General features: G+C 42.8%; 27 protein-coding genes, 2 riboswitches and 1 other annotated feature. Of the genes, 20 read left to right on the forward strand and 7 right to left on the reverse strand.

What is annotated here, in order from left to right:
• Positions 1-3 precede the first annotated feature (3 nt).
• The 6 genes from C5695_RS06525 (at position 4) to C5695_RS06550 (ending at position 6,661) form a co-directional block, all read left to right on the forward strand.
• Positions 4-1,014, forward strand: coding sequence for an ABC transporter ATP-binding protein (locus tag C5695_RS06525; RefSeq protein ID WP_117730030.1), 1,011 nt, complete (start codon positions 4-6; stop codon positions 1,012-1,014).
• Entirely contained in the window at positions 1,014-2,636 is a 1,623-nt protein-coding gene (locus C5695_RS06530) for a peptide ABC transporter substrate-binding protein (RefSeq protein WP_117730031.1), read from the forward strand. Before C5695_RS06525 ends, C5695_RS06530 begins: the two co-directional genes overlap by 1 nt.
• A 120-nt stretch (positions 2,637-2,756) precedes the next feature.
• Positions 2,757-3,698 (forward strand): S66 peptidase family protein, encoded by a 942-nt coding sequence (locus tag C5695_RS06535; protein WP_117730032.1) that lies wholly within the window; start codon positions 2,757-2,759, stop codon positions 3,696-3,698.
• Entirely contained in the window at positions 3,695-4,774 is a 1,080-nt protein-coding gene (locus C5695_RS06540) for a mandelate racemase/muconate lactonizing enzyme family protein (RefSeq protein ID WP_117730033.1), read from the forward strand. Before C5695_RS06535 ends, C5695_RS06540 begins: the two co-directional genes overlap by 4 nt.
• Complete coding sequence (locus C5695_RS06545) at positions 4,774-5,691, forward strand: C40 family peptidase (RefSeq protein ID WP_117730034.1); 918 nt, start codon at positions 4,774-4,776, stop codon at positions 5,689-5,691. The genes C5695_RS06540 and C5695_RS06545 overlap by 1 nt, the downstream gene beginning before the upstream one ends.
• Positions 5,681-6,661, forward strand: coding sequence for an ABC transporter ATP-binding protein (locus C5695_RS06550; protein ID WP_117730035.1), 981 nt, complete (start codon positions 5,681-5,683; stop codon positions 6,659-6,661). Before C5695_RS06545 ends, C5695_RS06550 begins: the two co-directional genes overlap by 11 nt.
• Before the next feature lie 40 nt (positions 6,662-6,701).
• Here the strand turns inward: C5695_RS06550 and C5695_RS06555 are convergent, their stop codons facing one another.
• Positions 6,702-7,583, reverse strand: coding sequence for a dimethylarginine dimethylaminohydrolase family protein (locus tag C5695_RS06555; protein ID WP_117733029.1), 882 nt, complete (start codon positions 7,581-7,583; stop codon positions 6,702-6,704).
• Positions 7,584-7,762: 179 nt separating this feature from the next.
• Here C5695_RS06555 and C5695_RS06560 point away from each other — a divergent pair, with 179 nt between their 5' ends.
• From C5695_RS06560 to C5695_RS06580, 5 genes are all read left to right on the forward strand, one after another.
• Positions 7,763-8,284, forward strand: a complete 522-nt coding sequence (locus C5695_RS06560; protein WP_117730036.1) for an acyl-CoA thioesterase — start codon at positions 7,763-7,765, stop codon at positions 8,282-8,284.
• 114 nt (positions 8,285-8,398) lie between these two features.
• A complete protein-coding gene (locus tag C5695_RS06565; protein ID WP_117730037.1) occupies positions 8,399-8,725 on the forward strand; it encodes a PadR family transcriptional regulator in 327 nt (108 codons plus the stop codon).
• 4 nt (positions 8,726-8,729) lie between these two features.
• Complete coding sequence (locus tag C5695_RS06570; RefSeq protein WP_117730038.1) at positions 8,730-9,482, forward strand: HAAS domain-containing protein; 753 nt, start codon at positions 8,730-8,732, stop codon at positions 9,480-9,482.
• Between the two features lie 113 nt (positions 9,483-9,595).
• Positions 9,596-10,084: a small multi-drug export protein gene (locus C5695_RS06575; protein ID WP_117730039.1), complete on the forward strand. Its 489-nt coding sequence runs from the start codon at positions 9,596-9,598 to the stop codon at positions 10,082-10,084.
• Between the two features lie 18 nt (positions 10,085-10,102).
• Entirely contained in the window at positions 10,103-10,648 is a 546-nt protein-coding gene (locus C5695_RS06580) for a GNAT family N-acetyltransferase (RefSeq protein WP_117730040.1), read from the forward strand.
• A gap of 18 nt (positions 10,649-10,666) precedes the next feature.
• Here the strand turns inward: C5695_RS06580 and C5695_RS06585 are convergent, their stop codons facing one another.
• Complete coding sequence (locus C5695_RS06585) at positions 10,667-11,710, reverse strand: bifunctional transcriptional activator/DNA repair enzyme AdaA (RefSeq protein WP_117730041.1); 1,044 nt, start codon at positions 11,708-11,710, stop codon at positions 10,667-10,669.
• 452 nt (positions 11,711-12,162) lie between these two features.
• Positions 12,163-12,270, forward strand: a riboswitch (guanidine-I (ykkC/yxkD leader).
• A 65-nt stretch (positions 12,271-12,335) separates the two neighbouring features.
• On the opposite strand from C5695_RS06585, the gene C5695_RS06595 reads away from it, so the two are divergent.
• Together C5695_RS06595 and C5695_RS06600 are read left to right on the forward strand one after the other, a co-directional pair.
• Positions 12,336-12,665: a DMT family transporter gene (locus tag C5695_RS06595; RefSeq protein WP_117730043.1), complete on the forward strand. Its 330-nt coding sequence runs from the start codon at positions 12,336-12,338 to the stop codon at positions 12,663-12,665.
• Positions 12,662-12,976, forward strand: coding sequence for a DMT family transporter (locus C5695_RS06600; RefSeq protein WP_117730044.1), 315 nt, complete (start codon positions 12,662-12,664; stop codon positions 12,974-12,976). The genes C5695_RS06595 and C5695_RS06600 overlap by 4 nt, the downstream gene beginning before the upstream one ends.
• A 32-nt stretch (positions 12,977-13,008) precedes the next feature.
• Here the strand turns inward: C5695_RS06600 and C5695_RS06605 are convergent, their stop codons facing one another.
• Complete coding sequence (locus C5695_RS06605) at positions 13,009-13,194, reverse strand: hypothetical protein (protein ID WP_117730045.1); 186 nt, start codon at positions 13,192-13,194, stop codon at positions 13,009-13,011.
• A gap of 162 nt (positions 13,195-13,356) precedes the next feature.
• Here C5695_RS06605 and purU point away from each other — a divergent pair, with 162 nt between their 5' ends.
• From purU to C5695_RS06635, 6 genes are all read left to right on the forward strand, one after another.
• On the forward strand, positions 13,357-14,259 hold the full coding sequence (gene purU / locus C5695_RS06610) for a formyltetrahydrofolate deformylase (RefSeq protein ID WP_117730046.1): 903 nt from the start codon (positions 13,357-13,359) through the stop codon (positions 14,257-14,259).
• A gap of 43 nt (positions 14,260-14,302) precedes the next feature.
• Positions 14,303-14,520, forward strand: a binding site (T-box leader).
• Between the two features lie 55 nt (positions 14,521-14,575).
• The gene (proB, locus tag C5695_RS06615) at positions 14,576-15,673 is read left to right on the forward strand and encodes a glutamate 5-kinase (protein WP_117730047.1); all 1,098 of its coding nucleotides are present in this window, start codon (positions 14,576-14,578) and stop codon (positions 15,671-15,673) included.
• A 12-nt stretch (positions 15,674-15,685) separates the two neighbouring features.
• Positions 15,686-16,933: a glutamate-5-semialdehyde dehydrogenase gene (locus C5695_RS06620; RefSeq protein WP_117730048.1), complete on the forward strand. Its 1,248-nt coding sequence runs from the start codon at positions 15,686-15,688 to the stop codon at positions 16,931-16,933.
• Between the two features lie 124 nt (positions 16,934-17,057).
• Positions 17,058-18,194 carry a Rap family tetratricopeptide repeat protein gene (locus C5695_RS06625; RefSeq protein ID WP_117730049.1) on the forward strand — a complete coding sequence of 379 codons (1,137 nt, stop codon included), beginning with the start codon at positions 17,058-17,060 and terminating at the stop codon, positions 18,192-18,194.
• Positions 18,184-18,318: a phosphatase gene (locus C5695_RS06630; protein WP_117730050.1), complete on the forward strand. Its 135-nt coding sequence runs from the start codon at positions 18,184-18,186 to the stop codon at positions 18,316-18,318. Before C5695_RS06625 ends, C5695_RS06630 begins: the two co-directional genes overlap by 11 nt.
• A 174-nt stretch (positions 18,319-18,492) precedes the next feature.
• The gene (locus tag C5695_RS06635) at positions 18,493-18,921 is read left to right on the forward strand and encodes an organic hydroperoxide resistance protein (RefSeq protein ID WP_117730051.1); all 429 of its coding nucleotides are present in this window, start codon (positions 18,493-18,495) and stop codon (positions 18,919-18,921) included.
• A gap of 32 nt (positions 18,922-18,953) precedes the next feature.
• Here the strand turns inward: C5695_RS06635 and C5695_RS06640 are convergent, their stop codons facing one another.
• Positions 18,954-19,400, reverse strand: coding sequence for a MarR family winged helix-turn-helix transcriptional regulator (locus tag C5695_RS06640; RefSeq protein WP_117730052.1), 447 nt, complete (start codon positions 19,398-19,400; stop codon positions 18,954-18,956).
• A 161-nt stretch (positions 19,401-19,561) separates the two neighbouring features.
• Between C5695_RS06640 and C5695_RS06645 the strand changes: the two genes are divergently transcribed.
• Entirely contained in the window at positions 19,562-19,978 is a 417-nt protein-coding gene (locus tag C5695_RS06645) for an organic hydroperoxide resistance protein OhrB (RefSeq protein ID WP_117730053.1), read from the forward strand.
• 239 nt (positions 19,979-20,217) lie between these two features.
• On the opposite strand, the gene C5695_RS06655 is transcribed toward C5695_RS06645, so the two are convergent.
• From C5695_RS06655 to C5695_RS06665, 3 genes are all read right to left on the reverse strand, one after another.
• Positions 20,218-20,688: a guanine deaminase gene (locus tag C5695_RS06655; protein WP_117730054.1), complete on the reverse strand. Its 471-nt coding sequence runs from the start codon at positions 20,686-20,688 to the stop codon at positions 20,218-20,220.
• Positions 20,689-20,826: 138 nt separating this feature from the next.
• The gene (gene metE / locus C5695_RS06660; RefSeq protein WP_117730055.1) at positions 20,827-23,115 is read right to left on the reverse strand and encodes a 5-methyltetrahydropteroyltriglutamate--homocysteine S-methyltransferase; all 2,289 of its coding nucleotides are present in this window, start codon (positions 23,113-23,115) and stop codon (positions 20,827-20,829) included.
• Positions 23,116-23,268: 153 nt separating this feature from the next.
• A riboswitch (cobalamin riboswitch) is annotated at positions 23,269-23,461 on the reverse strand.
• A 112-nt stretch (positions 23,462-23,573) separates the two neighbouring features.
• Positions 23,574-24,533 (reverse strand): S8 family peptidase, encoded by a 960-nt coding sequence (locus C5695_RS06665; protein ID WP_117730056.1) that lies wholly within the window; start codon positions 24,531-24,533, stop codon positions 23,574-23,576.
• Positions 24,534-24,645 lie beyond the last annotated feature (112 nt).

Here is a 24,645-nt window from a genome sequence, read left to right on the forward strand (position 1 = left end):
GCTTTGAAAAAGGTTCTACAAATCATCGATCTGCACGTCAGCTTTCGGACATACGGTGGTTCAGTTCGAGCGGTACGCGGAGTGAATGTGGATGTATATGAAAAAGAAACCCTTGCCATTGTGGGCGAATCAGGCTGCGGGAAAAGTGTGACTTCACAAAGCATCATGAGGCTACTGCCTGCATACAGTGCTCATGTCGATCAGGGAGAAATTTGGTTTGAAGACCGCAATTTACTGTCATTATCTGAAAAAGAAATGCGCGCTATACGAGGTGTCGATATCTCGATGATTTTCCAAGATCCAATGACCGCACTAAACCCTACCTTGACTATAGGGGATCAGCTCATGGAGGCGGCAAAGGAGCATCAAAAGCTGACGAAAAAAGAAGTGAAAGAAGCCGCCCTTCGGATGCTTGATTTGGTCGGTATTCCGCAGCCGAAGGAAAGGTTAAAGCAATACCCTCACCAGTTCAGCGGGGGAATGAGGCAGCGGCTCATGATTGCCATGGCACTGATATGCGAGCCGAAGGTGCTGATCGCGGATGAACCGACGACTGCACTGGATGTGACCATACAGGCACAAATTTTAGAACTGTTTAAAGAGATTCAGAGAAAAACCGGTGTCACCATTATTTTAATTACACACGATTTAGGGGTTGTAGCCCAAGTTGCAGACCGAGTAGCCGTCATGTATGGAGGGAAAATGGTAGAGGTCGGAACGAGGCGGGATATCTTCTATAGCCCGCAGCATCCTTATACAAAAGGACTTCTGCAATCCGTTCCAAGATTTGATATGAAAGATGAACTCATACCAATTGAAGGAAGCCCGCCTGATTTATTTGCTCCGCCAAAGGGCTGTCCGTATACAGATCGCTGCCCGTTCGCTATGAAGGTGTGTGATCATATCATGCCGCACGAAACGCAGCGGTCATCTACCCATACCGTGCATTGCTGGCTCCAAGATGAGCGTGCGAATCAAACAGTTTTATCTTCAACACAAAGGGGGAGTTTTTGATGAGAAACAAAGGATGGATCATCAGCATGTGTTTGTTCACGATCATGCTGCTAGCAGGATGTACAGCCAATGAACAAGCAGGGAAAGGATCATCAAGCAATCAGGGTGAAAAGAAAGTGTTAACCTTAAATAACGAAAATGAACCGACGTCGTTTGATCCGCCGATTGGCTTTAATAATGTATCGTGGCAAGGACTAAATAATTTAATGGAAGGATTAACGAGACTGAATGAAAAGCACGAACCATCTCCTGCCATGGCGGAAAAATGGGAGATATCAGAGGATGGGAAAACGTATACGTTCCATTTAAGAGATGGCATCAAGTGGTCAAATGGTGATCCAGTGAAAGCGAGTGACTTTGAATATGCGTGGAAGCGGCTGCTCGATCCGAAAACAGGATCTTCCGCATCGTTCTTAGCGTACATGATTGAAGGCGGAGAGGCATTTAACAGCGGAAAAGGAAAGAAAGAAGACGTGAAAGTCAGTGCTGTAAATGACAAAACGCTTAAAGTCACACTTGCATACCCGCAGAAATCGTTCTTAAATATGACCGCAAATCCTGCCTTTTTCCCTGTCAATGAACAGGTAGCTAAGAAGGACCCAAACTGGGCAAAGGACGCCAAAACCTTTGTCGGAAATGGGCCGTTTAAGCTGACAGAATGGAAGCACGATGAGAGCTTCACGATGGAAAAAAGTGAGACGTATTGGGATGAAAAAACGGTCAAGCTGGATCAGGTGAAGTGGCTGATGATCAGTGATCGAAACACAGATTATCAAATGTATCAATCAGGAGATCTTGATACTGCCTTTGTCCCAGCAGAACAAAGTGAAAATCTGCTGAAAAATAAAGATGTACAAATTGAAGACCAGGCAGGACTGTTCTTTTATCGTCTGAATGTGAACATGGAACCGTTCCAAAATAAGAACATCCGCAAAGCATTTCAAATGGCGATCAACCCGGAAGATATCGTGGATTATGTGACGAAAAATGAAGAGAAACCCGCACGTGCCTTCGTCTCGCCGGGTATTTTAGATTCGAAAGGTCAGGATTTCAGAGAGGCTGGCGGCGATCTTGTCAAGAATGATACGAATGAAGCTGCGAAGCTATTAGAAAAAGGACTAAAGGAAGAAAACTATTCAAAGCTGCCGGCCGTCACATTAACATATAGTACAAAGCCTGAAAATAAGAAAAAAGCTGAGGCCATCCAGCAGCAGCTGAAAGAAGCGCTTGGTGTAGATGTGAAGCTTGCAAATATGGAAGCCAATGTGTTTGCTGAAGATCAAAAGGCGTTAAAATTCCAATTTTCACAAAGTTCATTTTTAGCAGACTATGCAGATCCAATCAATTTCCTAGAGAGCTTCCAAACAGGGAATGCCATGAACCGGACAGGATGGTCTAATGACACCTATGATCAGATGATAAAAAAAGCAAGTCAAGAAGCAGACGAACAAAAGAGAAACAGCATTCTGCATGATGCAGAGGCACTTCTCATGGAAGAAGCTCCGATCATTCCGATTCACTTTTATAACCAAGTTCATTTGCAAAAAGAAGGCGTAAAGGGTATTGTTCGCCACCCTGTTGGGTATATCGATTTGAAATGGGCGCAAGTAGATGGAGAGTAACTTGAAGTAAATGATTAACAAAAGACGCTTTGAAATAAAAGCGTCTGTTCCTTTATTCGTTCATGTTATGAAGCAGAAACCCATAGATTGAAAGAAACAAAGAGAAAGAGGGGATATGGCATGAGCCAGCTGCCAGTGGCACTTCAAACAGGGGATACAGTGGGGATTATTGCACCGGCAAGCCCGCCTGATGAGCTGAAATTAGCAAAAGGGATTGCCTTTTTAGAAAGCCTCGGGCTAAAGGTGAAAAAAGGGAAGTATTTGGGCCGCCGGTATGGATATTTAGCAGGTTATGATCATGAAAGAGTGGAAGATCTTCATCGCATGTTTCAAGATCCAGAAGTGAAGGCGGTTATTTGTGCTTGCGGAGGATATGGGACCGGAAGACTTGCAGAAGTCATTGATTATGACCTCATTCGTCGTCATCCAAAAATCTTTTGGGGCTATAGCGATATTACGTTTTTACATACGGCCATTCAGCAGCAGACCGGTCTTGTGACGTTTCATGGTCCAATGCTTTCCTCTGATGTGGGACTTGAGGCGGTTCATCCGTATACGAAGGATACCTTTTTGCAGCTATTCACACCAAAAGCCTTTACGTATGCACACCACTTGTCACCCCTTCATACCTTTTATCCCGGTACGGCTTCAGGTGACATTGTAGGGGGGAATCTTGCCCTCATCGTGACAACACTTGGCACACCTTTTGAAATTGATACAAAGGGGAAGCTTTTGTTCATTGAAGATATTGACGAAGAGCCCTATAAAATTGATCGAATGATGCAGCACCTCGCATCTGCTGGGAAATTGGAGGATGTGGCTGGATTCATCATTGGAGATTTTCATCAATGTGAGCCAAAAAAGAAAGACCAGTCCCTCACATTAAATCAAGTATGGGACACCTATATTGTGCCTCAAAAGAAGCCTGCACTTGGGGGCTTTCGGATCGGTCATTCATCACCGAATTTCGCCATTCCAATGGGTACGCAGGCTACACTTGATGCGACCGGAAAAAAACTGCACATTTCTCCAGGTGTCGCTGCGAAAGAGGCGATCAAATGAAAATCGTCGATGTTCGTACATGCAGAACGAGTGTACCGCTAAAAAAGCCTTTCAAAACCGCTTTACGAACGGTGTATGATGCAGTATCTCTGATCGTTATCATCACATATGATCAAGGTGATGTCAGCTACGGGGAGGCAGTGCCAACGTCGGTCATTACAGGTGAAACGCTGGAAAGTATCGACTATGCCATATGTGAAGTGATCAGACCGATGTTGCTCGGAGCTTCCTTGTCAGAATATGAACAAATTTTTTCTCGTATGAAACGGGTGCTCGCTTGCAACACAAGCGCAAAGGCAGCGATTGACATGGCCATTTATGATGGCTTAGCGAAGCGCGCAGGACTTCCGCTTTATCAATACCTTGGTGGATATCGCGATCAGCTTGAAACCGATTATACGGTCAGTGTAAACCGGCCGCTTGAGATGGCGGAAGATGCAAAGCAATACGCAGCTGAAGGCTTTCAGACGTTAAAAATCAAAGTAGGAAAAGATAACATAGACACAGATATTCAGCGTATCAAGCGAATTCGAGAAAAGGTCGGGCCGGATATTCAGATCAGGCTCGATGCGAACCAAGGCTGGACGTGGAAGGAAGCGATCGTAGCCATTCGGAAAATGGAGGCGCTGAATATTGAATTAGTCGAGCAGCCAGTGCCGAAAGAAGATATCGAAGGCCTGCGCCGTGTGACGGAAGGAACAAATACATTGATTATGGCAGACGAGAGCATTTTCAGTTTCCATGATGCGATCAAAGTGCTTGAAATGAGAAGCTGTGATCTGATCAATTTAAAATTAATGAAATCAGGCGGTATAAAAGAAGCACTAAAAATCAATGCCTTAGCAGAAGCATACGGCGTAAAGTGCATGGTTGGAAGTATGATTGAGTCAAAACTTGGTATTACAGCAGCCGCTCATCTCGCCGCAAGCCAGCCAAATATCACCCGCTACGATTTTGACGCCCCGCTTATGCTGCGAGAGGACATGGTAGACGGAGGAATCGTGTACAAAGGAAAAGATATATTTTTCCCGCCGCAACACGGGTTAGGCATTCAAGGGGTGAAAGGAGTCTCATGATGATATTCGAGTCAAAGGTTCCAGTTGCAAACGTATGGACAGCGCCGCAGTCACCGAGAAAAATCGATCAAATGGTACTTCAGGACTCCTTCAAGATCAAAGAGTGGATTGACCAGCAGACATATGAAGAAAAATTGGCTCTATGTGAAGAAAATCTGATCCAGTCTCAAGTACTGCTAGGTGAACGAGTCATTGGATTAGAAGAGACAGACGGCTGGATGAAAGTCGTTATCCCGCAGCAGGCCAGCCGGAAACATCCACAGGGCTATCCCGGCTATATGCCTGCCAAACATTTAAAGCAAGTCAAAGAGGGACATGCGCCAGTTGCATCTCATTTTGTTTCTCAGAAAAAAGCCATGCTCTATCAAGACGGGCAAGCAGACATGGAGGTTAGCTTTTTAACAGAACTCGTGGCTGTAGAAGAAACGAGTGATTGCTTTCATGTGGTGACCCCAGCAGGAACAAGAGAGATGAACAAAACGGATGTGCGGCCAGTTTCATCCATTTTATCAATGACCGGCAAAGATGTCGTAGACACGGGAAAACAATTTATTGGTCTTTCGTATGTATGGGGAGGCATGAGCAGCTTTGGCTATGATTGTTCAGGCTTTGCTTACAGCATGTACAAAGCGTGCGGATATCTTTTACCAAGGGACGCAAGTGACCAAGCAGTTCAAGGAACACCTGTTACATCAAGCCATTTAGAACCAGGCGATTTACTGTTTTTTGCAAATGAAAACGGAAAGGGAGCTGTCCGGCATGTTGGAATATATGCGGGGGACGGATTGATGCTTCACTCGCCTAAAACCGGCAGGCAGATTGAGCTTCTTTCTCTTTCTGGTACTTCATATGAAAAGGAATGGGCAGGTGCAAGGCGGTATTTGCCAAGTGAGAGGAGGAATGGTCATGGCAGTTGAACCACTTTTACAAGTAAACAATCTCAAAAAACATTTTGATTTATCGAAAGGAAGAACCTTAAAAGCGTTAGACGGTGTCTCTTTTCAACTGAAACAAGGTGAAACGTTTGGTCTCGTCGGCGAGTCTGGCTGCGGGAAATCCACACTTGGGAAAGTGCTCATGCGCCTTTATGAACCAACAGATGGCGAAGCCTTATATGAAGGGAAAAGCCTTCATCACCTGTCTCAAAAAGAATCATTTGATTTCAACCGGCAAATTCAAATGGTGTTTCAAGATCCATATTCCTCCTTAAATCCACGTCTTTCGGTAAAAGATATTATGCTGGAGCCAATGGAGATTCACAATCTTTACGGGAGTCAAAAGAAAAGGGTTGCCCGGGTGAAAGAATTGCTTGAAGCAGTAGGACTGAGCTATGATTTTGCCACTCGTTACCCGCACGAATTTAGCGGAGGACAGAGGCAGAGAATTGGTATTGCAAGGGCACTCGCCTTAGCGCCGAAGTTTATTGTGGCAGATGAGCCGATTTCTGCACTAGACGTTTCCGTTCAAGCACAGGTCGTGAATTTGCTGAAAAAACTGCAAAAAGAGGAAGGGCTGACATTTCTCTTTATTGCGCATGACTTGTCGATGGTGAAATATATCAGCGACCGAATCGGTGTCATGTATTTAGGGCATCTTGTTGAGTTGACCAGCAGCAACTCGTTATATCAAACCCCGCTGCACCCATATACACAGGCCTTGCTGTCTGCGATCCCCATTCCAGATCCTGACGTGGAGGACAAGCGTAAAAGATTTATTTTAAAAGGAGAAATTCCAAGTCCAGTAAATCCGCCAAGCGGCTGTGTATTTCGAACAAGGTGTCCAGCAGCAATGGATCTGTGCGCCGAAAAAAAGCCAACATTACAAGCAGTAGAAGAAGGGCATGAAGTCGCCTGCCATTTATACGACAGACATAAGCTGATGAAGTAGGGATAGGCAGATAAAAAAGCGAGCGAGTAGACAAACTGTTCTACACGCTCGCTTTTTTAATGGATGAACGTCGAATGGGCAATGTGCAGCATCTGAAAGAGCCGCCAGATTTAATGATTTCAGAGAAATCCACTTCAATGACGGTGTATCCGTGAGCAATTAATGTAGCATTTGTTGCTTGATTGACAGGCAAGCTGATGACCTTTTTTTGCCCAATGGATAAAACATTTGGTCCGAGTGTGAATTGCTCTTGTTCGCTTATTTCAATCAAATGGTAATGCGTGTTGAGCAGGTGAAGATCTTCTTTCTTGAACGCTTCAGGATCAATCAATATGTCATCATGAGACAGAATATTCATCACACAATCGAGATGCAAAATGTGAGGAGGAAGGTGAATGGGAATGATGTCATGATCCGGCAGTTCTTTTTTGAGCTGATGGATAGCGGCTGAATTTGTTCTTTTGCTCGTTCCAACAAATACACGTGTTTGATCCACAAGCACATCGCCGCCCTCAATCGTTCCATTTGTCATGGTAACAGTTTTCCAGCCTTTTCCCTGAGCCCACTCTTTTAACAATTGTTCTTCCCCTTGCCGAACCGGAGCCGCCATGCTTGAAATAAATAGTGTATGACCAATCGTAAACCCAATATCCCGAGTAAAGACTTGCTCAGGAAAGCGGTCATTTGCTGGAAGAAGAATGGGGTGTACTTGATGGTCTTTTAGTGTTTCGATCAATTGCTTATGCTGAGCAACGGCTTTCATTTGAGAAATATTTTCTCTCGCAAAATGTTTCTGGGTTTCGTTGATGATCTGTTTGATTTCCATATGGATGGGACTGCATAAAAGGACTTCTTGTAAATTGTCATATTCACTCATGCATTGCGGCATTTTGTGTATTTGCTCTGCTCTCATAGAATCCATCAAACGGCCTCCTTGTTTTTTCATAGTTCTATTATTCCTCCTTCTCTTCATGGTTGAAACATTTCCGAAAGAAAATCTCTCACAAGAGACTAAAGCCAAAAGTTTAGACAAACCTAAAAGAATAGTGTTTAATAAAAGTCGTTCCGCATTCACGAAAACAGCAAGAAGGGGCTATGATGATGAGTGAAGAAAATTTCAAATACTGTAAGGAATCGAAAGTTGTAAAAACCAGCAGGGTATTTCCTCTCGATACGAATAACCACCAAACTTTATTTGGCGGGAAATTAATGAGTTATATAGATGACATTGCTTCCATCTCGGCAGCGAGACACAGCCGCAGTGAAACGGTCACAGCGTCGATGGATTCAGTTGACTTCTTAGAGCCGATAGGACAAAAAGAATCAGTATGCTTGGAGTCTTACGTGACATGGGTTGGCACGTCTTCCATGGAAGTGTTCGTCAAAGTCATGAAAGAAAACTTGATGTCTGGAGAGCGCAGACTCGCAGCGACTTCATTTCTGACATTTGTCTCACTAGATGAAAACGGAAAGCCAAAACGAGTTCCACAAGTCGTACCGGAAACAGACGAAGAAATCATGCTGCATCAAACAGCGAAGCAGCGGGCAGAAGAAAGAAAAAGCCGCCGAAAGCATAGCAAGGCACTGGCTGACGCACTTGGAACAGATAAACCATGGGCGTAAAAATCACCCTTTCAGCGGTGATTTTTTTCTAAGAAGGTATCTTGCATGGCAAGATAGTGTATGGTAAGATGATGCTATCTTGTGATGCAAGGTACTGGAATCGGAGGAACAAAGATGACAACATCCACACAAATGCTAAAAGGAATTTTAGAAGGCTGTCTGCTGTCAATTATTTCTGAGGGTGAGATTTATGGGTATGAAATGACGAAGAAGCTCGCGCATTATGGGTTTGATCAAATTAGTGAAGGAAGTATCTACCCGATTTTGCTGCGTATGCAAAAGGAACAACTCGTGACGACTGTCACAAAAGCATCAGCAAGCGGGCCGAAAAGGAAATACTATACGCTCACACAAGATGGAGAACAAGCGCTCACAGAGTTTATTACCCGCTGGAGTGAGCTTTCAAAAAATGTAAACTGCTTATTACAAAAAGGGAAGTGAGATTATGGTATCAAAAGAAACACGACACGTCCTACTAGAGCTAAAACTCTATCTCATATCAAAGGGGAAAAATGAGGACGAAATTGATGAACTGATGGATGAATTGACGACACACGCAGTTGAGGCTGAAAAAGATGGTAAAACAGGGGAGGATGTGTTTGGCGGAGATCCGCGGAGCTATGCTGATGAACTCGCAAAAGAACTGTCAGGAAACCATAAAGACTGGGTTCCATTCGTTAGTGCCTTTTTAATCGGGTCACTCTTTTACATGATTTTATCAGATGCGATCAGTCAAAGCTTATCGTATTCTTTGTATGCTTTGATTGGATATCCGCTCGTTTTAGTGGCCAATGTCATCATGATCATTGTGATGTTTAGAGCGTCTGCCTTTCAGGCAGGCCGCCGGGTATTTCTTTATTTCTGGATCTTAGGAATCTTTCAGTTGACTTCAATGGTCACAATCAAACTATTGGATCAAAAGCTCGGGACACCATTGCTTGTTCTTACCTCAGGTCAAAGATGGGCCGTTATTCTGCTTATGCTGCTATGTATCATTGTTTTTAATGCGATCTTGAAGGCAAATGTCTTTTCATTGATTCCGATCATCTTTTTCGGACCTCAGCTCTTATTCGAATGGCTGGGCTGGACATCTCCAAGCGTGCTTCTCTTGCAAAGTCTACTATCTATTGTGATCTTAATCGGGCTTGTGCTCATTGTTTTACGCCGGGCGAATAAGAAAAATGAAAATACGATGTAAAAAACAGAGCACATCCTATCCGATGTGCTTTTCTTTTTCTAAAAAAATGTAGAAATGGTATCTTGTTTTTCATTACAATGGGAAGAGGACAAAAATGAAAAGAGGTTCTGCGTTTGGATATTTTATGGGGATATGTACTAGTGTTTGTATTGGCTGCTTTGCCTTTTTTTGAAGTGGTAGGGGTCGTTCCATTGGCCATTTTAAGTGGCATGCATCCTGTACCGACAGCAATTATTGGATTCATCGGCAATTTTTTAACCGTTTTACTTCTCATTGTTTTTGTAGACCGCTTTAAAGCATGGCGCTTAAAGAGAAGAGAGGACAAAAGCGATGAAAAAGGAGAGAAAAAACAGCAGCGGGCCAGAAAAATTTGGGAACGTTATGGTCTTCCAGGTCTTGCGCTTGTCGGTCCTTTTATCATCGGCAGTCATTTAACGGCGTTTATGTGCATGAGCTTCGGAACGAAGAGGAAGCAAGTCGCTGTGTGGATGACGGTTAGTTTAATGATGTGGACAGCGCTGGCAGCTGGTTTAACCGGTGCTGGCTTCCATTACTTTGCTCCAGATTCAAATGGATTGTTCGGAGATATTTTTAGTCGGTAAGCGAGGTGAGGATAATAAATGATACATCAAACACGGACAGTGCTTGAAACAGAGCGCCTGAGACTGAGAACGATGAATGAACAAGATGCGCCATTTTTATATGACATGTTGTTTCAAGATGAAGAAGTGATGAAGTATTATCCGTCCTTAAAAGATGAACAGCAGACGAAAGAGTGGATTGCATGGAATCAAAAGAATGACCGTGTGTATCATACCTCTCTATGGATCATTGAAGAGAAAGAAACGAATGAACCACTTGGACAAAGCGGGATTGTTCTGCAAAATATCGAAGGACAAACAGAACTTGAAATTGGCTATATGCTAAAGAAAACAGCGTGGGGGAAAGGCTATGCTGCTGAAGCCGCAAAAGGCTGTCTCACCTATGGCTTTGAAGAAATGAAGGTGAGGCGAATGGTGAGCTTAATCCGTCCGGAGAATGAAGCATCGGTAAATGTCGCTTTAAAAATGGGCATGAAAAAAGAAAAAACCATTTCAAAATGGGGTCAGGTCGTTGATGTATACAGCATCACCCGTAACGTAGAAAACGGCTCGCTTACCGAATAAGCAGAGCCGTTTTTTCTTTTATTTACGCTGTTCTAGCTGAAGCAAATATTTCTTCCGTTCAACCCCGCCGCCGTAGCCGCCAAGCTCACCACTCGTTTGAATGACGCGGTGGCATGGAATGATAATTGCCAATTGATTGGCACCGTTTGCATTCCCAACCGCCCGGACCAAATGCGGATCACCCAGCTTTACAGCAAGCTCACGGTAAGACCTTGTTTCGCCTGATGGAATGCGGGTGAGCTGGTCCCACACCTTCATTTGAAAAGGGGTGCCATGTAGGGAAAGTGGTACCGTGAACTGCGTGAGCTTTTTCTCGAAATATAAGGTCAATTCCTTTACCAATTGCTGATGGACGTTTGTTTCCCCAACTAAAATGCGTGCATGATGCTTTTTTCTCATGTTCTCAATTTCTTTTTCGAGTCCACGCCTGTCCATAAATTCCAGTAAATACACATGCGTCGCATCTGACACGCTGATCATCCGCCCGATCGGCGTGGAAATAAAATTGGCATGAAGAATCTTAATCTGCGCCTTTTTAGGGGGATTTCCCATGATTTTTGTGAATGCATCATTGAAGGCACTCGAAGATTCATAGCCCAAGGCGACCTGCTGATCAATCACTTTCTTTCCATTTAGAATTTCTTTAAAGGCAAGCCCCATTCGGCGTGATCTCGCATATTGAACAAAGGTCATGCCGTAGATTTCTTTGAATTTCCGGCGGGCTGTTGCAGAGTGAATTCCTAACTCGCGAAAGTCCCCTTCTTTCCAGCGTTTTTCAGGATGTGTTTCAACTGCTGAAACGAGTGTTTTGACTTCCTCTGGAATGCTGTTAGGGTATGTTAATGGTGTGCAGCGCTTGCACGGACGATATCCAGCTAGCAGCGCTTCCTCTGCTGTAAAGAAAAACTCGCAGTTCTCATATTTTGGTTTTCTAGCGGTACATGTGGCATGGCAGAAGATACCGGTGGTCTTAATGCCGGCGAAGAATGTGCCGTCATATTGCGGATTCTTGTCAACCAGTGCTTGATAAAATTCATGCTTCTGTTCGTCGGTTATCATCATACGATTCACCTCTTGATTTCCTATAAAATGTTTTTCAGCATTGTTTGGGCCGGCACAACGGATGATCTGTACATGCAGCATCCTAAAGTTGAGCGTTCATCACATCAATCTTATTTCATTATATCAGCGATTTGATCGTTCCTTTAACGTCTGAGTATTCCTTAACAACGTTCTCCATGTCCTTGTATTTTTGCTTGCACGTCAATGTAATAAAAAATAAATGGATTTTCATATACGCTCATTTCCCTTCAGGTTCGCAGCACACGAAATAGCCCGCAGATCTTCTTTATCAACTGATGTTTCTTACATTTAGTATACGCCGGTCCCAAATCATTTCTTTCGAAAAATGAACAAGTATATTTGTAGAGGGGGAGCGAAGCGCTAGACCGGCATATAGGGGTGTGATACAATTTTTCTTACAGAATCTGATCTAAGTCAGATCTGCTTATCATCAATTAGTTTTCTAGGGTTCCGTGCGTTGATGCAGTCTGGACCGAGAGAAAACACATAGGGTCCTTAGAAAGACCATATGGACACGGAGGGATAAAAGCCCGGGAGATTTGATCAAACGATCGATTTCCGGGCTTTTTTGTTGGTTGGAATCGTTCAGAAAGGAGAAATTCAGATGAAATGGGGAAATGTCTTCATTGCGGCCATTTTTGAAGTCGGCTGGGTGATGGGGCTAAAATATGCTCACTCTCTCATAGAATGGGGCGCAACCGTCGTTTGTATTATTGTGAGTTTTTATTTACTCATGAAAGCAACAAGTGTACTTCCAGTTGGCACACTTTATGCCGTTTTTACCGGGCTTGGAACAGCAGGTACCGTCCTTTTAGGCATGGTGCTTGGTGAGCCGGTGCAACTTGTCAAACTGCTTCTGATTGTGATGCTTTTGTGCGGTGTATTAGGATTGAAGCTCACAACAGGTGAAAAGAAGGGAGAGGCTGAATCATGAGCTGGCTTTTACTCATTGGAGCGGGCATCTTAGAAATGCTTTGTGTGACGATGATGAATCAATTCCAGAAAGACCGGCATGTCAAATGGATTTTATTCATTGCGGCTGGATTTTCTCTTTCCTTTCTGATGCTGTCTCTTGCGATGAATACGATTCCGATGGGAACGGCGTACGCCATTTGGACTGGAATCGGAGCTGCTGGAGGCGCCGTGGTCGGTATGCTGTTTTACGGTGAGTCGAAAGATGCAAAACGTATCTTCTTCATCGCACTGATTTTATCTGCGGCAGTGGGGTTGAAAATCATTGAATAAGAAAAGGCTGGCAGATAGGTGCCAGCCTTTTGTTACATCGAATGATGATTGGAATCGTTTTCATTTTTGCGGTAAAGCTGACTCACTAGCAGAAAACAGACACCGAACGTGAGCAAAGGAATGAGTCTTTCACCGGCGATAAAAAGGGAAATACCCGTGATCAGACAAACGATGCCAAGCCAAAAGCTCACTTTACCAAACAACGTCATGTTTTTCATCTCCATCACTCCTTTTGTGATAAAAGGTCTATTCACATTATACCATCTCAGGTGCAGAATTGAATGAATATTCAATAAAAAATCTGACTCGACATTGCTTTTTCTCTTTCCAGTCCAGTATAATATTTCATTAGAATGAAAACGTAAATGAGGTCACGATACATGAGAACATTGATAACAGAAAAACTTGAATTACACAGACAAAAGCACGAGCAAAAAGGAAGATTACTTGTTAGCTGCCCGGATCAGCCTGGAATTGTATCAGCTGTTTCCTCCTTTTTATTTGAACACGGAGCGAACATCATTGAATCCAGCCAATACACAACAGATCATGAAAGCGGCCGGTTCTTTTTAAGAATTGAATTTGATTGGAAAGACATCTCGGCCAATATGGATCAGCTGAAACATCACTTTGAACCAATCGCAGCATCATTTCAAATGACGTGGAGCATGTCTCGTGCAAGTGAGCTTAAAAAGCTGGCAATCTTTGTGTCAAAAGAGCTTCATTGCTTACATGAGCTTCTATGGGAATGGCAAAGCGGTAATGTCATGGCGGAAATTGCGGTTGTCATCAGCAACCATGAAACGGCAAAAGATACAGTAGAAGCGCTTGGAATCCCATTCCATTTTGTGAAGGCGAACAAAGACATTCGCAAAGAAGCAGAAAAAAAGCAGCTCGCATTATTAGAAGAGTATGATATTGATGCGATTGTGCTTGCTAGATACATGCAAATTTTAACACCTGGATTTATTGAACAGCATCCGAATAAAATCATTAATATCCATCATTCCTTCCTACCAGCGTTTATCGGTGCAAATCCATATAAGCGGGCGTATGAGCGGGGAGTCAAATTAATTGGTGCGACTTCTCATTATGTCACCAATGATTTAGACGAAGGACCGATCATTGAACAGGATATTGAGCGTGTAGATCACCGGGATGATGCAGAGGCACTAAAAAATATTGGCCGGACAATTGAACGGAGTGTACTTGCACGTGCCGTCAAATGGCATCTAGAAGATCGAATTATTGTGCATGAGAATAAAACGATTGTATTTAATTGACGGCTTGACTTTTCCTTAGCAATTGGTGATAATATAAAAAAATTAACGAGCGTTGAAAAGGAATAGTAAGCAGGAACTGATGCGTAAAGAGAGCAAATGACATGCTGAAACATTTGCCGCAGACAGCTGCTGAACCTACCCTTTGAGCCTTAGAGGAAAAATCTAAGCGCGTGCCTGGCGTTACAGGAGTTGAGTGGAATAAGCAGACGTATGCTTATTCAATGAAGGTGGTACCACGGAAAATCCCTTTTCGTCCTTTACATAAGGAGAAAAGGGATTTTTTTTGTGCCTAAAGGTATAGCGGAGGGAATCAATAATGAAAAAGCAAAGGATCGTCTTAAAAATTGGCAGCAGTTCATTAACAGAGCAAAAGGGAGCCATTGATGAACAAAAAATGCAGGATCATGTGAGAGCCATAGCCAAGCTGAAAGAGGCTGGACATGAAATCATTTTAATTTCATCAGGAGCCGTTGCCGCAGGATTTGGCAGTCTAGGCTATCCATCTAGACCTGTGACCTTAAAGGGGAAACAGGCAGCCGCTGCCGTTGGTCAAGGCTTGTTAATGCAGAAGTATACAGAACTATTTTCACAGTTTCATATGACACCTGCCCAAATGCTTTTAACACGTAATGACTTTTCAGATCGAACAAGATATCGAAATGCTTACGCAACGATGATGGAGCTACTGGAAAGAAAAATATTACCGATTATCAATGAAAATGATTCAGTTTCCATCGAGGAGCTTACCTTTGGGGATAATGACATGCTGTCAGCGCTTGTCAGTGGATTAATCCATGCTGATCAATTGATCATTTTAACGGACATAAACGGAATTTATGATGCGAACCCAAATGAGGACCCTGAGGCGAAGCGTTTTGACGTACTATCACATATTTCAGAAGAATTGTTTTCATATGCGAAGAGCACTGGTTCAAAAGTGGGCACTGGCGGGATGAAATCAAAACTGTCCGCTGCACAAACCGCACTTTCACTTGGCGTGAAAGTCTTCATTGGCACAGGTACAGGTGAAGACAAGCTGCTCCACATTCTCGCAGGTCAAGGTGACGGAACATATATTGGTGAACAAGACTTATCAGCCGTCAACAACCGCCGTCAATGGATTCAATTCCACTCACCCGTCTCTGGGAAAATTATGATTGATGCAGGAGCGGAAGCAGCGATTTTGCATCACGGTAGAAGCCTCCTTCCAGCGGGAGTCATTGGTGTCTCTGGTGACTTTTCTAAAGGAGAGGTCGTTGAAGTGGTCGGTCCGAACGGATTAGTAGGGAAAGGGCAAACCTTGTACGCATCCGATGAGCTAATCGGCATTAAAGGGATGCGAAGTCATGAGCTTTCCAATGAGAAACCAGAGGTGATCCACCGAGATCATTGGGTACAGCATGTACAAAACTAAGGAGGGAATACGATGAATGAAGTTCTTGAAAAAGCAAAAAAAGCAAGTGCAGCCAAAGATCAGCTCCTGCTAAAAACGACAGAACAAAAAAATGCTGCTTTACATGCTATCGCAAATGCACTCAAAGTATCTTCAGCTTATTTAGTCGAGGAGAATAAAAAGGATGTTCAGGCTGCCGAGGAGAAGCAGTTCACACCATCTGTCATTGACCGAATTACACTCACTAAAGAGAGAATTGAAGCCATTGCAGATGCTACTCTTCAGTTAATTCACCTAAAAGACCCAATTGGTGAAACACTAGAAACCATTCAAAAAGAAAACGGTCTCTTCATCGAAAAGGTACGTGTACCCCTCGGTACGGTGGGGATGATCTATGAAGCAAGACCAAACGTGACAGTGGATGCTGCCACCCTTTGCCTGAAGACCGGGAATGCAGTTATTCTTAGGGGAAGCTCTTCTGCCATTCATAGTAATAAAGCGATCGTTAAGGTCATTCATGAAGCGCTTCAAACGACAGATATTCCAGTAGACAGTGTACAATTGATTGAAGATACAGGTCGTGAAACGGCGAAAACGCTGTTCACTTTAAATGATTACTTAGATGTTCTCATTCCGCGCGGCGGGAAAAATTTAATAGATCTAGTTGTGAGAGAATCCACAGTACCAGTGCTTGAGACAGGTGCAGGCAATTGTCATATGTACATTGATGAAACAGCGAAATATGAAATGACTGAGCAGATTGTGATCAATGCCAAAACCCAAAGACCATCTGTTTGCAATGCGATCGAGAGCATTGTTATTCATGAACATTGGGCAAAAACATATGGTGCTTCGTTATTTGAAGCGCTTCATGCAAATGGAGTAGACATACGGGGCGATGAAGCTGTCTGTGCGCTTACTTCTAGTGCTACATTAGCGACGGCAGAGGACTATGAAACGGAGTTTTTAGCACCGATTGTCAGTATTAAAATCGTAGCCAGCATAGAAGAGGCGATTCAGCATATTCAAACGTATAGCTCCAAGCACTCAGAAGCGATTATTACAGAAAATGATCAGCATGCGTCACTTTTCTTAACGGCTGTTGACGCTGCCGCTGTCTATCATAATGCCTCCACGAGATTCACGGATGGCTTTGAATTTGGCTACGGAGCGGAAATTGGCATTAGTACACAAAAACTGCATGCAAGAGGCCCAATGGGTCTACCAGCCTTAACCTCTGAAAAATTTGTCATTCGTGGTCAAGGACAAATAAGAGAATAACGAATTCAAAAGAGAGTCTTGTGACAATAGGCTCTCTTTTTCTTTTCATTTTTGTATTTCTCCGGTCAAGTATGATAAAATATGGTAATGTTTTATATTTTGAGAAGATTGGAGAAGGCAACGTATGGCGAAAATCATTCCCTCTTCGGATATTGGAGTGAAAATCAACAAGTGGTATGAATTAATCCGCAGATTTGATTCAGAACAAGCAGAACAGTTAAAGCAGGAAATTCGCACCTCTCTTGATTCAATGGAAGAAGATCAGAATTTGCTTCTCTATTTTTCTTTAATGGAATTCAGGCATGAGGTCATGCTCGATTATTTAAAGCCATTAAAGGAAGGAAAGCTTCGCGCCAACTTTTCCGAGCTTTCGAAAGAAATAGATGAGCATCAAACGCATGTCACGGGCATGCTTGAATATTACTATCATTTTTTCAGAGGCATGTATGAATTTGGCCGGAGGCAGTACATTGCTGCCATATCGTCATATCAAAAGGCAGAGCACAAGCTTTCTTTTGTGTCAGATGATATTGAACGGGCGGAATTTCATTTTAAAATGTCAGAAATATATTATCACATGAAACAAACACATATCTCGATGCATCATGCCAAACTGGCACTGGACGTGTATGTTAAGCATGAATTGTATGCACTTCGCACCATTCAGTGCGAATTTATCGTGGCAGGTAACTATGATGATATGAGAAGGCACGAAAAGGCATTACCACATCTCGAGAGAGCACTTGCAAGATCAAGAGACTTTCAGAATGTGCGTTTTATTGCTTCCTCTTTGTTTAATATGGGCAACAGTTATTACCGAATGGGAGATCTTGACCGCGCACTCGAACTAATGAAAGAATCCATCTCATTATTTGATCAAAATCAATCCGATCACCTTCGTCGATCTATAGACCCTCTTTATACAGCCGCTCAGATACTATACAAACAAGGTAAACACGAAGAAGCCTTACCATACAGAGAAGAATGTATGAAACGAGCAGAAGCTCTTCAAGATGACATTCATATTCAGAAGACGATTTTTTTAGAAGCGTTATACTTAAGACAAGATGCAGAGCATATTAAACGAATATTCCATTTTTTAGAATCTGCCTATGCATATCCGGATATAGAGGAGCTAGCATTAGACACCGCAAAGCATTATAATGAAATGGAGGGTTATGAAAAATCTTCCATGTTCTACGGAGAAGCGGAACATGCACGAATCTATATTCAGAGAGGGGATTGTTTATATGAATTTTAAGAAATGGGCAGTCGTCTGTACAAGCATTACTATTATGGCATTATGGATGGCAGCAGCAAATACCGATCCGGATAACAGAAACCATACGCTAGAACAACCAAATGCGCAGCATGACATCATCTAAAAGCCCTTGTGAAGGGGCTTTTTTTACTGTCTAAAAATGAAGCTGTATGACGTGCTCATAAAAAAGAGACGAGTAGGAAAGATTAAAGAAGAGTGTTTATTCATTGACTCTGCAAATTAAATTGTGTACAATTCAATTGTAGAAAATATTATTAGAGAGAAAGAGGGTATATTTATGTCAGACGTTTTATTTACTGCAACGGTATCAGCAGTCGGAGGAAGAGAAGGAAAGGTTGTTTCAACCGATGGTGTACTTGAGCATGATGTAGCAATGCCTGGAACACCAAGAGCGAAAAAACTTGAAAAAGCAACAAATCCAGAGCAATTATTCGCTGCAGGCTACTCTGCATGTTTTGATTCTGCTCTTCAAATGGTGGCGAGACAAGAGCGTATCCGTTTTGAAAGTGAAGTAACAGCACATGTGAGCTTAGTGAAAGACAGTTCAGATGGCGGCTTCAAATTAGGCGTACAGTTAGAAGTAAAAGGAACTGGAATTGAGCAATCAGCATTAGAAGAACTTGTTCATAAAGCACACGGCGTATGCCCATATTCAAAAGCTACTCAAGGAAACATCGAAGTAGAACTAGTAGCTGTCGCACAATAGTTGACATGATAAAAGGCTGAGGGAATGTTCCCTCAGCCTTTTGGTTGTGTTAATTTTTGTAAAAGATCGTGTAAAGTGGCGCGCAATGTTTTTAATTCTTCTTCCGATCTGCCTGTCCCAGACAGCATGCGAAATGGAATCGCAGTGGCCTTCTCTTTTAGCTGTTCCCCATATTCCGTTAGACGTATTTGCACAGAACGCTCATCTTCTTTCGAGCGCTCTCGGATGATGAGTCCATTTTGCTCCATCCGTTTCAGCATAGGGGTGAGTGTACCGGAGTCTAAATATAGAAGCTCTCCCATCGTTTTCACATTTAATGTCCCATGCTCCCACAATAAAAGCAGTGCCAAATATTGCGGATAAGTAATGTCTAATTCTTCTAATAACGGTTTATATTGCTTCGTCATCTCTCTTGAACTTGCATATAACAAGAAACAAAGCTGATTTTCCAGCTTCATATGCTCGAATTCATTTGTCATGTCAGTCACCAACTATTTTTTGTCATACTTATCATTGTATAAGATTTTCTTTCTTTTTAAAATAAATACAACCCAAAAATGAAAAATTCTTTAATGTGCGATAAATGTTTGAGAAATAGATAGAACGTGAAATGTATAAATAGATAAAGGAGGAGATGAAGATGAAACCATTATTCACAGCAAAAGTAAAGGCGCAGCATGGAAGAGCTGGACATGTTCGTTCAGAAGATGGTGTGCTCGATCATAACATTGTCATGCCTAATGCAAAGAAAGACGGAGAGACTGGTACAAACCCAGAGCAATTATTTGCAGCCGGCTATGCAGCTTGTTTCGGAGGTGCGCTTGAACAAATAGCGAAGAAGCAAGGGGTCGAAATAGAATCAGAAGTCGAGGGACAGGTCAGTCTTTTAAAAGATGAAAGTGATGGCGGATTTAAGCTTGGTGTCAAGCTGGTTGTGTCTGCAAAAGGCCTTGATCATGACAAAGCGAAAGAGCTTGTTGAGGCTGCGCATGAGTTCTGTCCATATTCAAAAGCAATAAGAGGGAACATCGAAGTAGAGCTTGAAGTAGCTGAGTAAAAAATGGAAGACACCTGCTTTTCAGCAGGTGTCTCAGCGTGTAGACAAACCCTCGCATTCTTTGTCAGGTCTGCGCGCTGGTGCTCACGAATGTTCAATTCGCTCCGCGCCAGTGCTCGCCCTTCCTAGACTTCAAAGGTTTTCTATCACGCTGAAAAGAAGACAAAGTGCTAAAATAAACATCATTTTAGCACTTTGTCAACAATCTAAGACACCTGCTTGTCAGCAGGTGTCTTTTTTTAATATTCTTTCTTATGTTCGTATGTGTCCCATGCTTCAAAGGGTGCAAGGGTTTTTTGAAGTGTCAGCTGGTAAAATGGAATATTTCTTGATTCGTAATCTTTGTTGATTTCTTCATAAATAAATGAGTCATCAAAACCAGAAGCTGCCGCATCTTGGTGACCAGCAGCAAAATAGACCGCTTTTGGTCTAGCCCAGTAAATAGCGCCAAGGCACATCGGACAAGGCTCACAGCTTGTATATAAAATACAATCTTCTAATTGGTATGTATTCAGCGTCTGGCACGCATTTCGAATGGCTGTGACTTCTGCATGTGCAGTTGGATCATTCGTTGTGGTCACATTGTTGCTTCCCTCTGCAATAACCTGTCCATCCTTGACAATGACTGCTCCAAAAGGACCGCCAGTACCACTATTGACTCCTTCTACTGCAATATTAATTGCGCGTTGTAAAAAATCTTCGTGATTCATTGTCTTCCTCCCTTTGTTCGACTGACTTCTCTAGTATAAACGAATCATGCTAGAAAAGGAAACACCCTAGTAGATAGTCGAATAGGCCAATTTAAACATAAAAATCCCCTGCCATTTTAGCAGGGGAGAGGATAGCCATTATGCATGCTGCGCTAGCTTTTTACGAGCGACTTCAGTAGCTGTTACCATGTTTTTCAAAGCAGCAATGGTTTCAGACTCTTGCCGCGTTTTCAGACCACAGTCTGGATTCACCCAGAAGCGATCTGTCGGACATACGTTCAGCGCATCATCAATGATTTGACTCATTTCTTCGACAGATGGAACGCGCGGGCTATGGATATCATAAACCCCAAGTCCAAGTCCTTTCAAATACGGATGTTTCTCTAAGTAATCGAGGAATCCGCCATGACTGCGTGAGTGTTCAATTGTGATGACGTCGGCATCAAGGTCTTCGATTGTGTCGACAATATCCTCGAAGTTACTGTAGCACATATGTGTATGAATTTGCGTTTCATTTTGAACAGATGATGTTGATAGACGGAACGACTCTGCTGCCCAGTTTAAATACTCTGCCCAATCACTTTCTTTGAGCGGAAGCCCTTCTCTTAGTGCAGGTTCATCCACTTGAATGACTTGAATTCCTGCTTCCTCTAACGCTTCTACCTCTTTACGTAATGCGAAAGCAATCTGGAAGGCAATGTCTTTTCGAGAGATATCTGTTCTTGGGAAAGACCAGTTTAAGATGGTGACAGGACCTGTCAGCATTCCTTTGACCTTTTTCTCCGTTAAGCTTTGTGCGTAAACCGTTTCTTTCACGGTCATTGGCGCCGTAAATTCGACATCTCCATAGATGATTGGCGGCTTCACGCATCGTGATCCATAAGATTGTACCCAAGCAAATTTCGTAAAGGCAAACCCCGCTAGTTTTTCACCGAAGTATTCAACCATATCTGTCCGCTCAAATTCTCCATGTACGAGAACGTCCAGACCAATATCCTCCTGAATATCAATCCATCTTTTTGTTTCTTCCTTTATAAATTCATCATACTCGGCATCTGTCCACTCATTTTTACGCCATTTTTGACGAGCGCTGCGCACTTCAGCAGACTGTGGGAAGCTGCCAATCGTTGTTGTCGGCAAAAGCGGCAGTTCAAGAGATTCGTTTTGGATACGAAGGCGCTCTTCAAAGGCAACTGGACGTTTAAAGTCCTTCGATGAAAGATTGTTACGTTCTGCTGTGAAATCCGCATTTGTTCCTTTTGCAAATTCTTTTAAGGTAAGGAGAGCTTGCGTGGCTTCGTTGATATCAGCATCAATCGCAGCCGTTCCTTTTGTTAAGCCTTCTTTTAATAATGTTAGTTCAGTCAGCTTTTCAGTGGCATAAGACAGCCCGTTTAATAGTTTTTCTTCAAGCTGCTCGCTTGGGTGTTTTGCAACTGGTACATGCAGCAAGCTGTTTGATGGCTGTAGCCAAACTTCCTTCGGCTGAGCATCAGCAATGACTTCAGAAATGAATGACAACCTTTCGCCAAGATCTGATCTCCAAATATTTCTCCCATCAATGACGCCTGCTGCTAAAATTTTATCTTTCGGGAAGCCATGCTTTTTCACTTGATCAAGGTTGCGTCCTTGATCATGAACGAAATCAAGACCGATGGCCTCAACAGGATATGTGACTAACTCTTCATAGGCATCCACTGAATCAAAGTATGTTTGAAGAAGAATGTTTAAAGCAGGTACAGCTTCTTTTACCGTTTGATAGATTTCTTTTACTGCTTTTACGTCTTCACTTGAAGCGGTGACAAGTGCTGGCTCGTCAATTTGAACCCATTTGACGCCAGCCTCTTCAAGTTCTTTTAAAAGCTGAGTATAAAGCGGGATGAGACGCTGCTGAATCTCTTTTACTTCATTTGGTTCATAGCCTTTAGAAAGTGAGACAAATGTATAAAGACCAAGTACAACAGGTTTTGTTTCAGCACCAAGCGCTCTCTTCACCTTTTCGTAAGCTTCAAGCGGTTTGTTATGTGTGAGTTTGAATTCGGCGGTTTTTTCGTACTCTGGAACGATGTAGTGATAGTTTGTATTAAACCATTTTGTCATTTCACTTGAGACAGCATCTTTTGTTCCTCTTGCCATCGCGAAGTATGTATCTAGCGGGTCTTTTAAGCTGCGGAAGCGCTCTGGAATCCAATTGAACATGACAGCAGTATCGAGCACGTGATCGTAGAAGGTGAAGTCTCCAGAAGGAACAACATCAATTTGTTGATCAATTTGCGTTTTAATAGCAGATAAAAATTGTTCATCCAGGGTTTTTAAGAGGGTTTCGCGGTCAGTTTGACCTTTCCAATAAGACTCAAGTGCTTTTTTCCATTCTCTGTTTAAACCAATTCTCGGAAAACCTAGATTACTTGTTTTAACAATTGTCAATTCCAATTCCTCCTCTAAATATAAAAAGACATTTACACTCATGGTGGAGATTGATGAGGGCAAATGTCTGGTTTAAAAAGACAAAATGTGTGTGCGAAATAAGACGTGAGCATAACTGACGCTTTTTCCGACATCTCCTATCAACCGTAGGGGGTTTGATGTGATAGAGCGGCTGGTATCCTGGCTGGTGAATCTGGCAAGCTTTTCCTCCTTCCCATCCAGATGACAGTGGATTCATGAGAAAAGCTCTCCTCACTCACAGTGGCGGGACCGCGCCGGATTTTCACCGGTCTTCCCAATTAAAATTCGACGTATGATCGAATTACCGACTCTCAAACTATGAATTTATTGTGTTCGATTATATAACGTCCCCTTCATTTCGTCAAAGTAAATTTTGAATAATTTTAATTAAAAAAATCCTGAGAAAATTCTATCTATTCTCAGGACCTCTATTCAAACTATAGAGATAAAAGATCTGCTTCCAATGTTTTTTCTAAAAGAACATCAGGCGCAGTTAAATATAAAAATCCATTTCCGACGAGGGCTTTAGATTGCTTCAGTGGAAGGGTTCTTCTGACAAGCTGAGCATAGACCTCAGGCTCTGTCAGCTTGCGCTGGAACGCTTCTTCTTCAGCATTTTTAATAATGGCTAGTGCACCGCTCACGTGAGGGGCAGCCATTGAGGTGCCTGTGAGTCTACCGTATTTATGATTAGGGAGAGTGGATAAAATGTCTTCTCCTGGAGCGACGAGGTCGATTTCTTTATTGGCATTGGAGAATTCAGAGGATTCTCTTGCAAGAGAGACAGAGCCAACAGCAATGACTTCATTGTATGCGGCTGGATAGGAGAACTCTTCTGTACGCTCGTTCCCGTCCCCTTCATTTCCTGCTGCGCACACAACAAGCACACCGCTTTTTACCGCATGTTGAATGGCTTCCTGCAAGGCCGGCTCATTGCTTGGACCACCTAGAGACATGGAGATAATATCGACCTTCTGCTCTGCGGCATAGTTGATGCCATCAATGATCCATTCATATTTTCCGCTGCCATTTTCACCGCCAAGAACTTTCACGATGAGCAGCTTGGCTTCAGGGGCAACCCCTAAAATCCCGCCATTTTGATCTGTTGCTGCAATCGTTCCTGCTACATGGGTACCATGCCCATTGTAGTCTTTTACATTTTCAGCATCACCATTGTCATCATCGGTAAAGTTTTTCCCTCCGATAATTTGATCTTTTAAGTCGGGATGCTCTGTGTCACAGCCTGTATCGAGGACAGCAATGGTTATGCCCTTTCCTTTGAAGCCACTTGACCAAAGTTCGGGTGCTTTAATCTCCTGAATACTTTCCGGCGTCTCTTTCGCTTCCATCACATTGGCTTTAACTTCATACGGAATTAAGCGAATTTCACCTTTCATAAGAAAGCCCTCCTTATTTTGTTTTCAAAGTAGATTCAGGCTGCGTAATATTATTGTATAAAAGAAACTTTTGATCGGAAAGGGTCAATTGTAATAATTTTTCAAATAATCA

This window comes from Bacillus pumilus (genome assembly GCF_003431975.1).
GTDB classification, from domain to species: domain Bacteria; phylum Bacillota; class Bacilli; order Bacillales; family Bacillaceae; genus Bacillus; species Bacillus pumilus_N.

What these genes read in the sequence shown, in the direction of transcription:
- C5695_RS06530 (WP_117730031.1), top strand. Translation starts at nt 1,014, where the DNA reads ATGAGAAACAAAGGATGGATCATCAGCATGTGTTTGTTCACGATCATG.
- C5695_RS06535 (WP_117730032.1), top strand. Translation starts at nt 2,757, where the DNA reads ATGAGCCAGCTGCCAGTGGCACTTCAAACAGGGGATACAGTGGGGATT.
- C5695_RS06540 (WP_117730033.1), top strand. Translation starts at nt 3,695, where the DNA reads ATGAAAATCGTCGATGTTCGTACATGCAGAACGAGTGTACCGCTAAAA.
- C5695_RS06545 (WP_117730034.1), top strand. Translation starts at nt 4,774, where the DNA reads ATGATATTCGAGTCAAAGGTTCCAGTTGCAAACGTATGGACAGCGCCG.
- C5695_RS06550 (WP_117730035.1), top strand. Translation starts at nt 5,681, where the DNA reads ATGGCAGTTGAACCACTTTTACAAGTAAACAATCTCAAAAAACATTTT.
- C5695_RS06555 (WP_117733029.1), bottom strand. Translation starts at nt 7,583, where the DNA reads ATGGATTCTATGAGAGCAGAGCAAATACACAAAATGCCGCAATGCATG.
- C5695_RS06560 (WP_117730036.1), top strand. Translation starts at nt 7,763, where the DNA reads ATGAGTGAAGAAAATTTCAAATACTGTAAGGAATCGAAAGTTGTAAAA.
- C5695_RS06565 (WP_117730037.1), top strand. Translation starts at nt 8,399, where the DNA reads ATGACAACATCCACACAAATGCTAAAAGGAATTTTAGAAGGCTGTCTG.
- C5695_RS06570 (WP_117730038.1), top strand. Translation starts at nt 8,730, where the DNA reads ATGGTATCAAAAGAAACACGACACGTCCTACTAGAGCTAAAACTCTAT.
- C5695_RS06580 (WP_117730040.1), top strand. Translation starts at nt 10,103, where the DNA reads ATGATACATCAAACACGGACAGTGCTTGAAACAGAGCGCCTGAGACTG.
- C5695_RS06585 (WP_117730041.1), bottom strand. Translation starts at nt 11,710, where the DNA reads ATGATGATAACCGACGAACAGAAGCATGAATTTTATCAAGCACTGGTT.
- C5695_RS06595 (WP_117730043.1), top strand. Translation starts at nt 12,336, where the DNA reads ATGAAATGGGGAAATGTCTTCATTGCGGCCATTTTTGAAGTCGGCTGG.
- C5695_RS06600 (WP_117730044.1), top strand. Translation starts at nt 12,662, where the DNA reads ATGAGCTGGCTTTTACTCATTGGAGCGGGCATCTTAGAAATGCTTTGT.
- C5695_RS06605 (WP_117730045.1), bottom strand. Translation starts at nt 13,194, where the DNA reads ATGAAAAACATGACGTTGTTTGGTAAAGTGAGCTTTTGGCTTGGCATC.
- purU (WP_117730046.1), top strand. Translation starts at nt 13,357, where the DNA reads ATGAGAACATTGATAACAGAAAAACTTGAATTACACAGACAAAAGCAC.
- proB (WP_117730047.1), top strand. Translation starts at nt 14,576, where the DNA reads ATGAAAAAGCAAAGGATCGTCTTAAAAATTGGCAGCAGTTCATTAACA.
- C5695_RS06620 (WP_117730048.1), top strand. Translation starts at nt 15,686, where the DNA reads ATGAATGAAGTTCTTGAAAAAGCAAAAAAAGCAAGTGCAGCCAAAGAT.
- C5695_RS06625 (WP_117730049.1), top strand. Translation starts at nt 17,058, where the DNA reads ATGGCGAAAATCATTCCCTCTTCGGATATTGGAGTGAAAATCAACAAG.
- C5695_RS06630 (WP_117730050.1), top strand. Translation starts at nt 18,184, where the DNA reads ATGAATTTTAAGAAATGGGCAGTCGTCTGTACAAGCATTACTATTATG.
- C5695_RS06635 (WP_117730051.1), top strand. Translation starts at nt 18,493, where the DNA reads ATGTCAGACGTTTTATTTACTGCAACGGTATCAGCAGTCGGAGGAAGA.
- C5695_RS06640 (WP_117730052.1), bottom strand. Translation starts at nt 19,400, where the DNA reads ATGACAAATGAATTCGAGCATATGAAGCTGGAAAATCAGCTTTGTTTC.
- C5695_RS06645 (WP_117730053.1), top strand. Translation starts at nt 19,562, where the DNA reads ATGAAACCATTATTCACAGCAAAAGTAAAGGCGCAGCATGGAAGAGCT.
- C5695_RS06655 (WP_117730054.1), bottom strand. Translation starts at nt 20,688, where the DNA reads ATGAATCACGAAGATTTTTTACAACGCGCAATTAATATTGCAGTAGAA.
- C5695_RS06665 (WP_117730056.1), bottom strand. Translation starts at nt 24,533, where the DNA reads ATGAAAGGTGAAATTCGCTTAATTCCGTATGAAGTTAAAGCCAATGTG.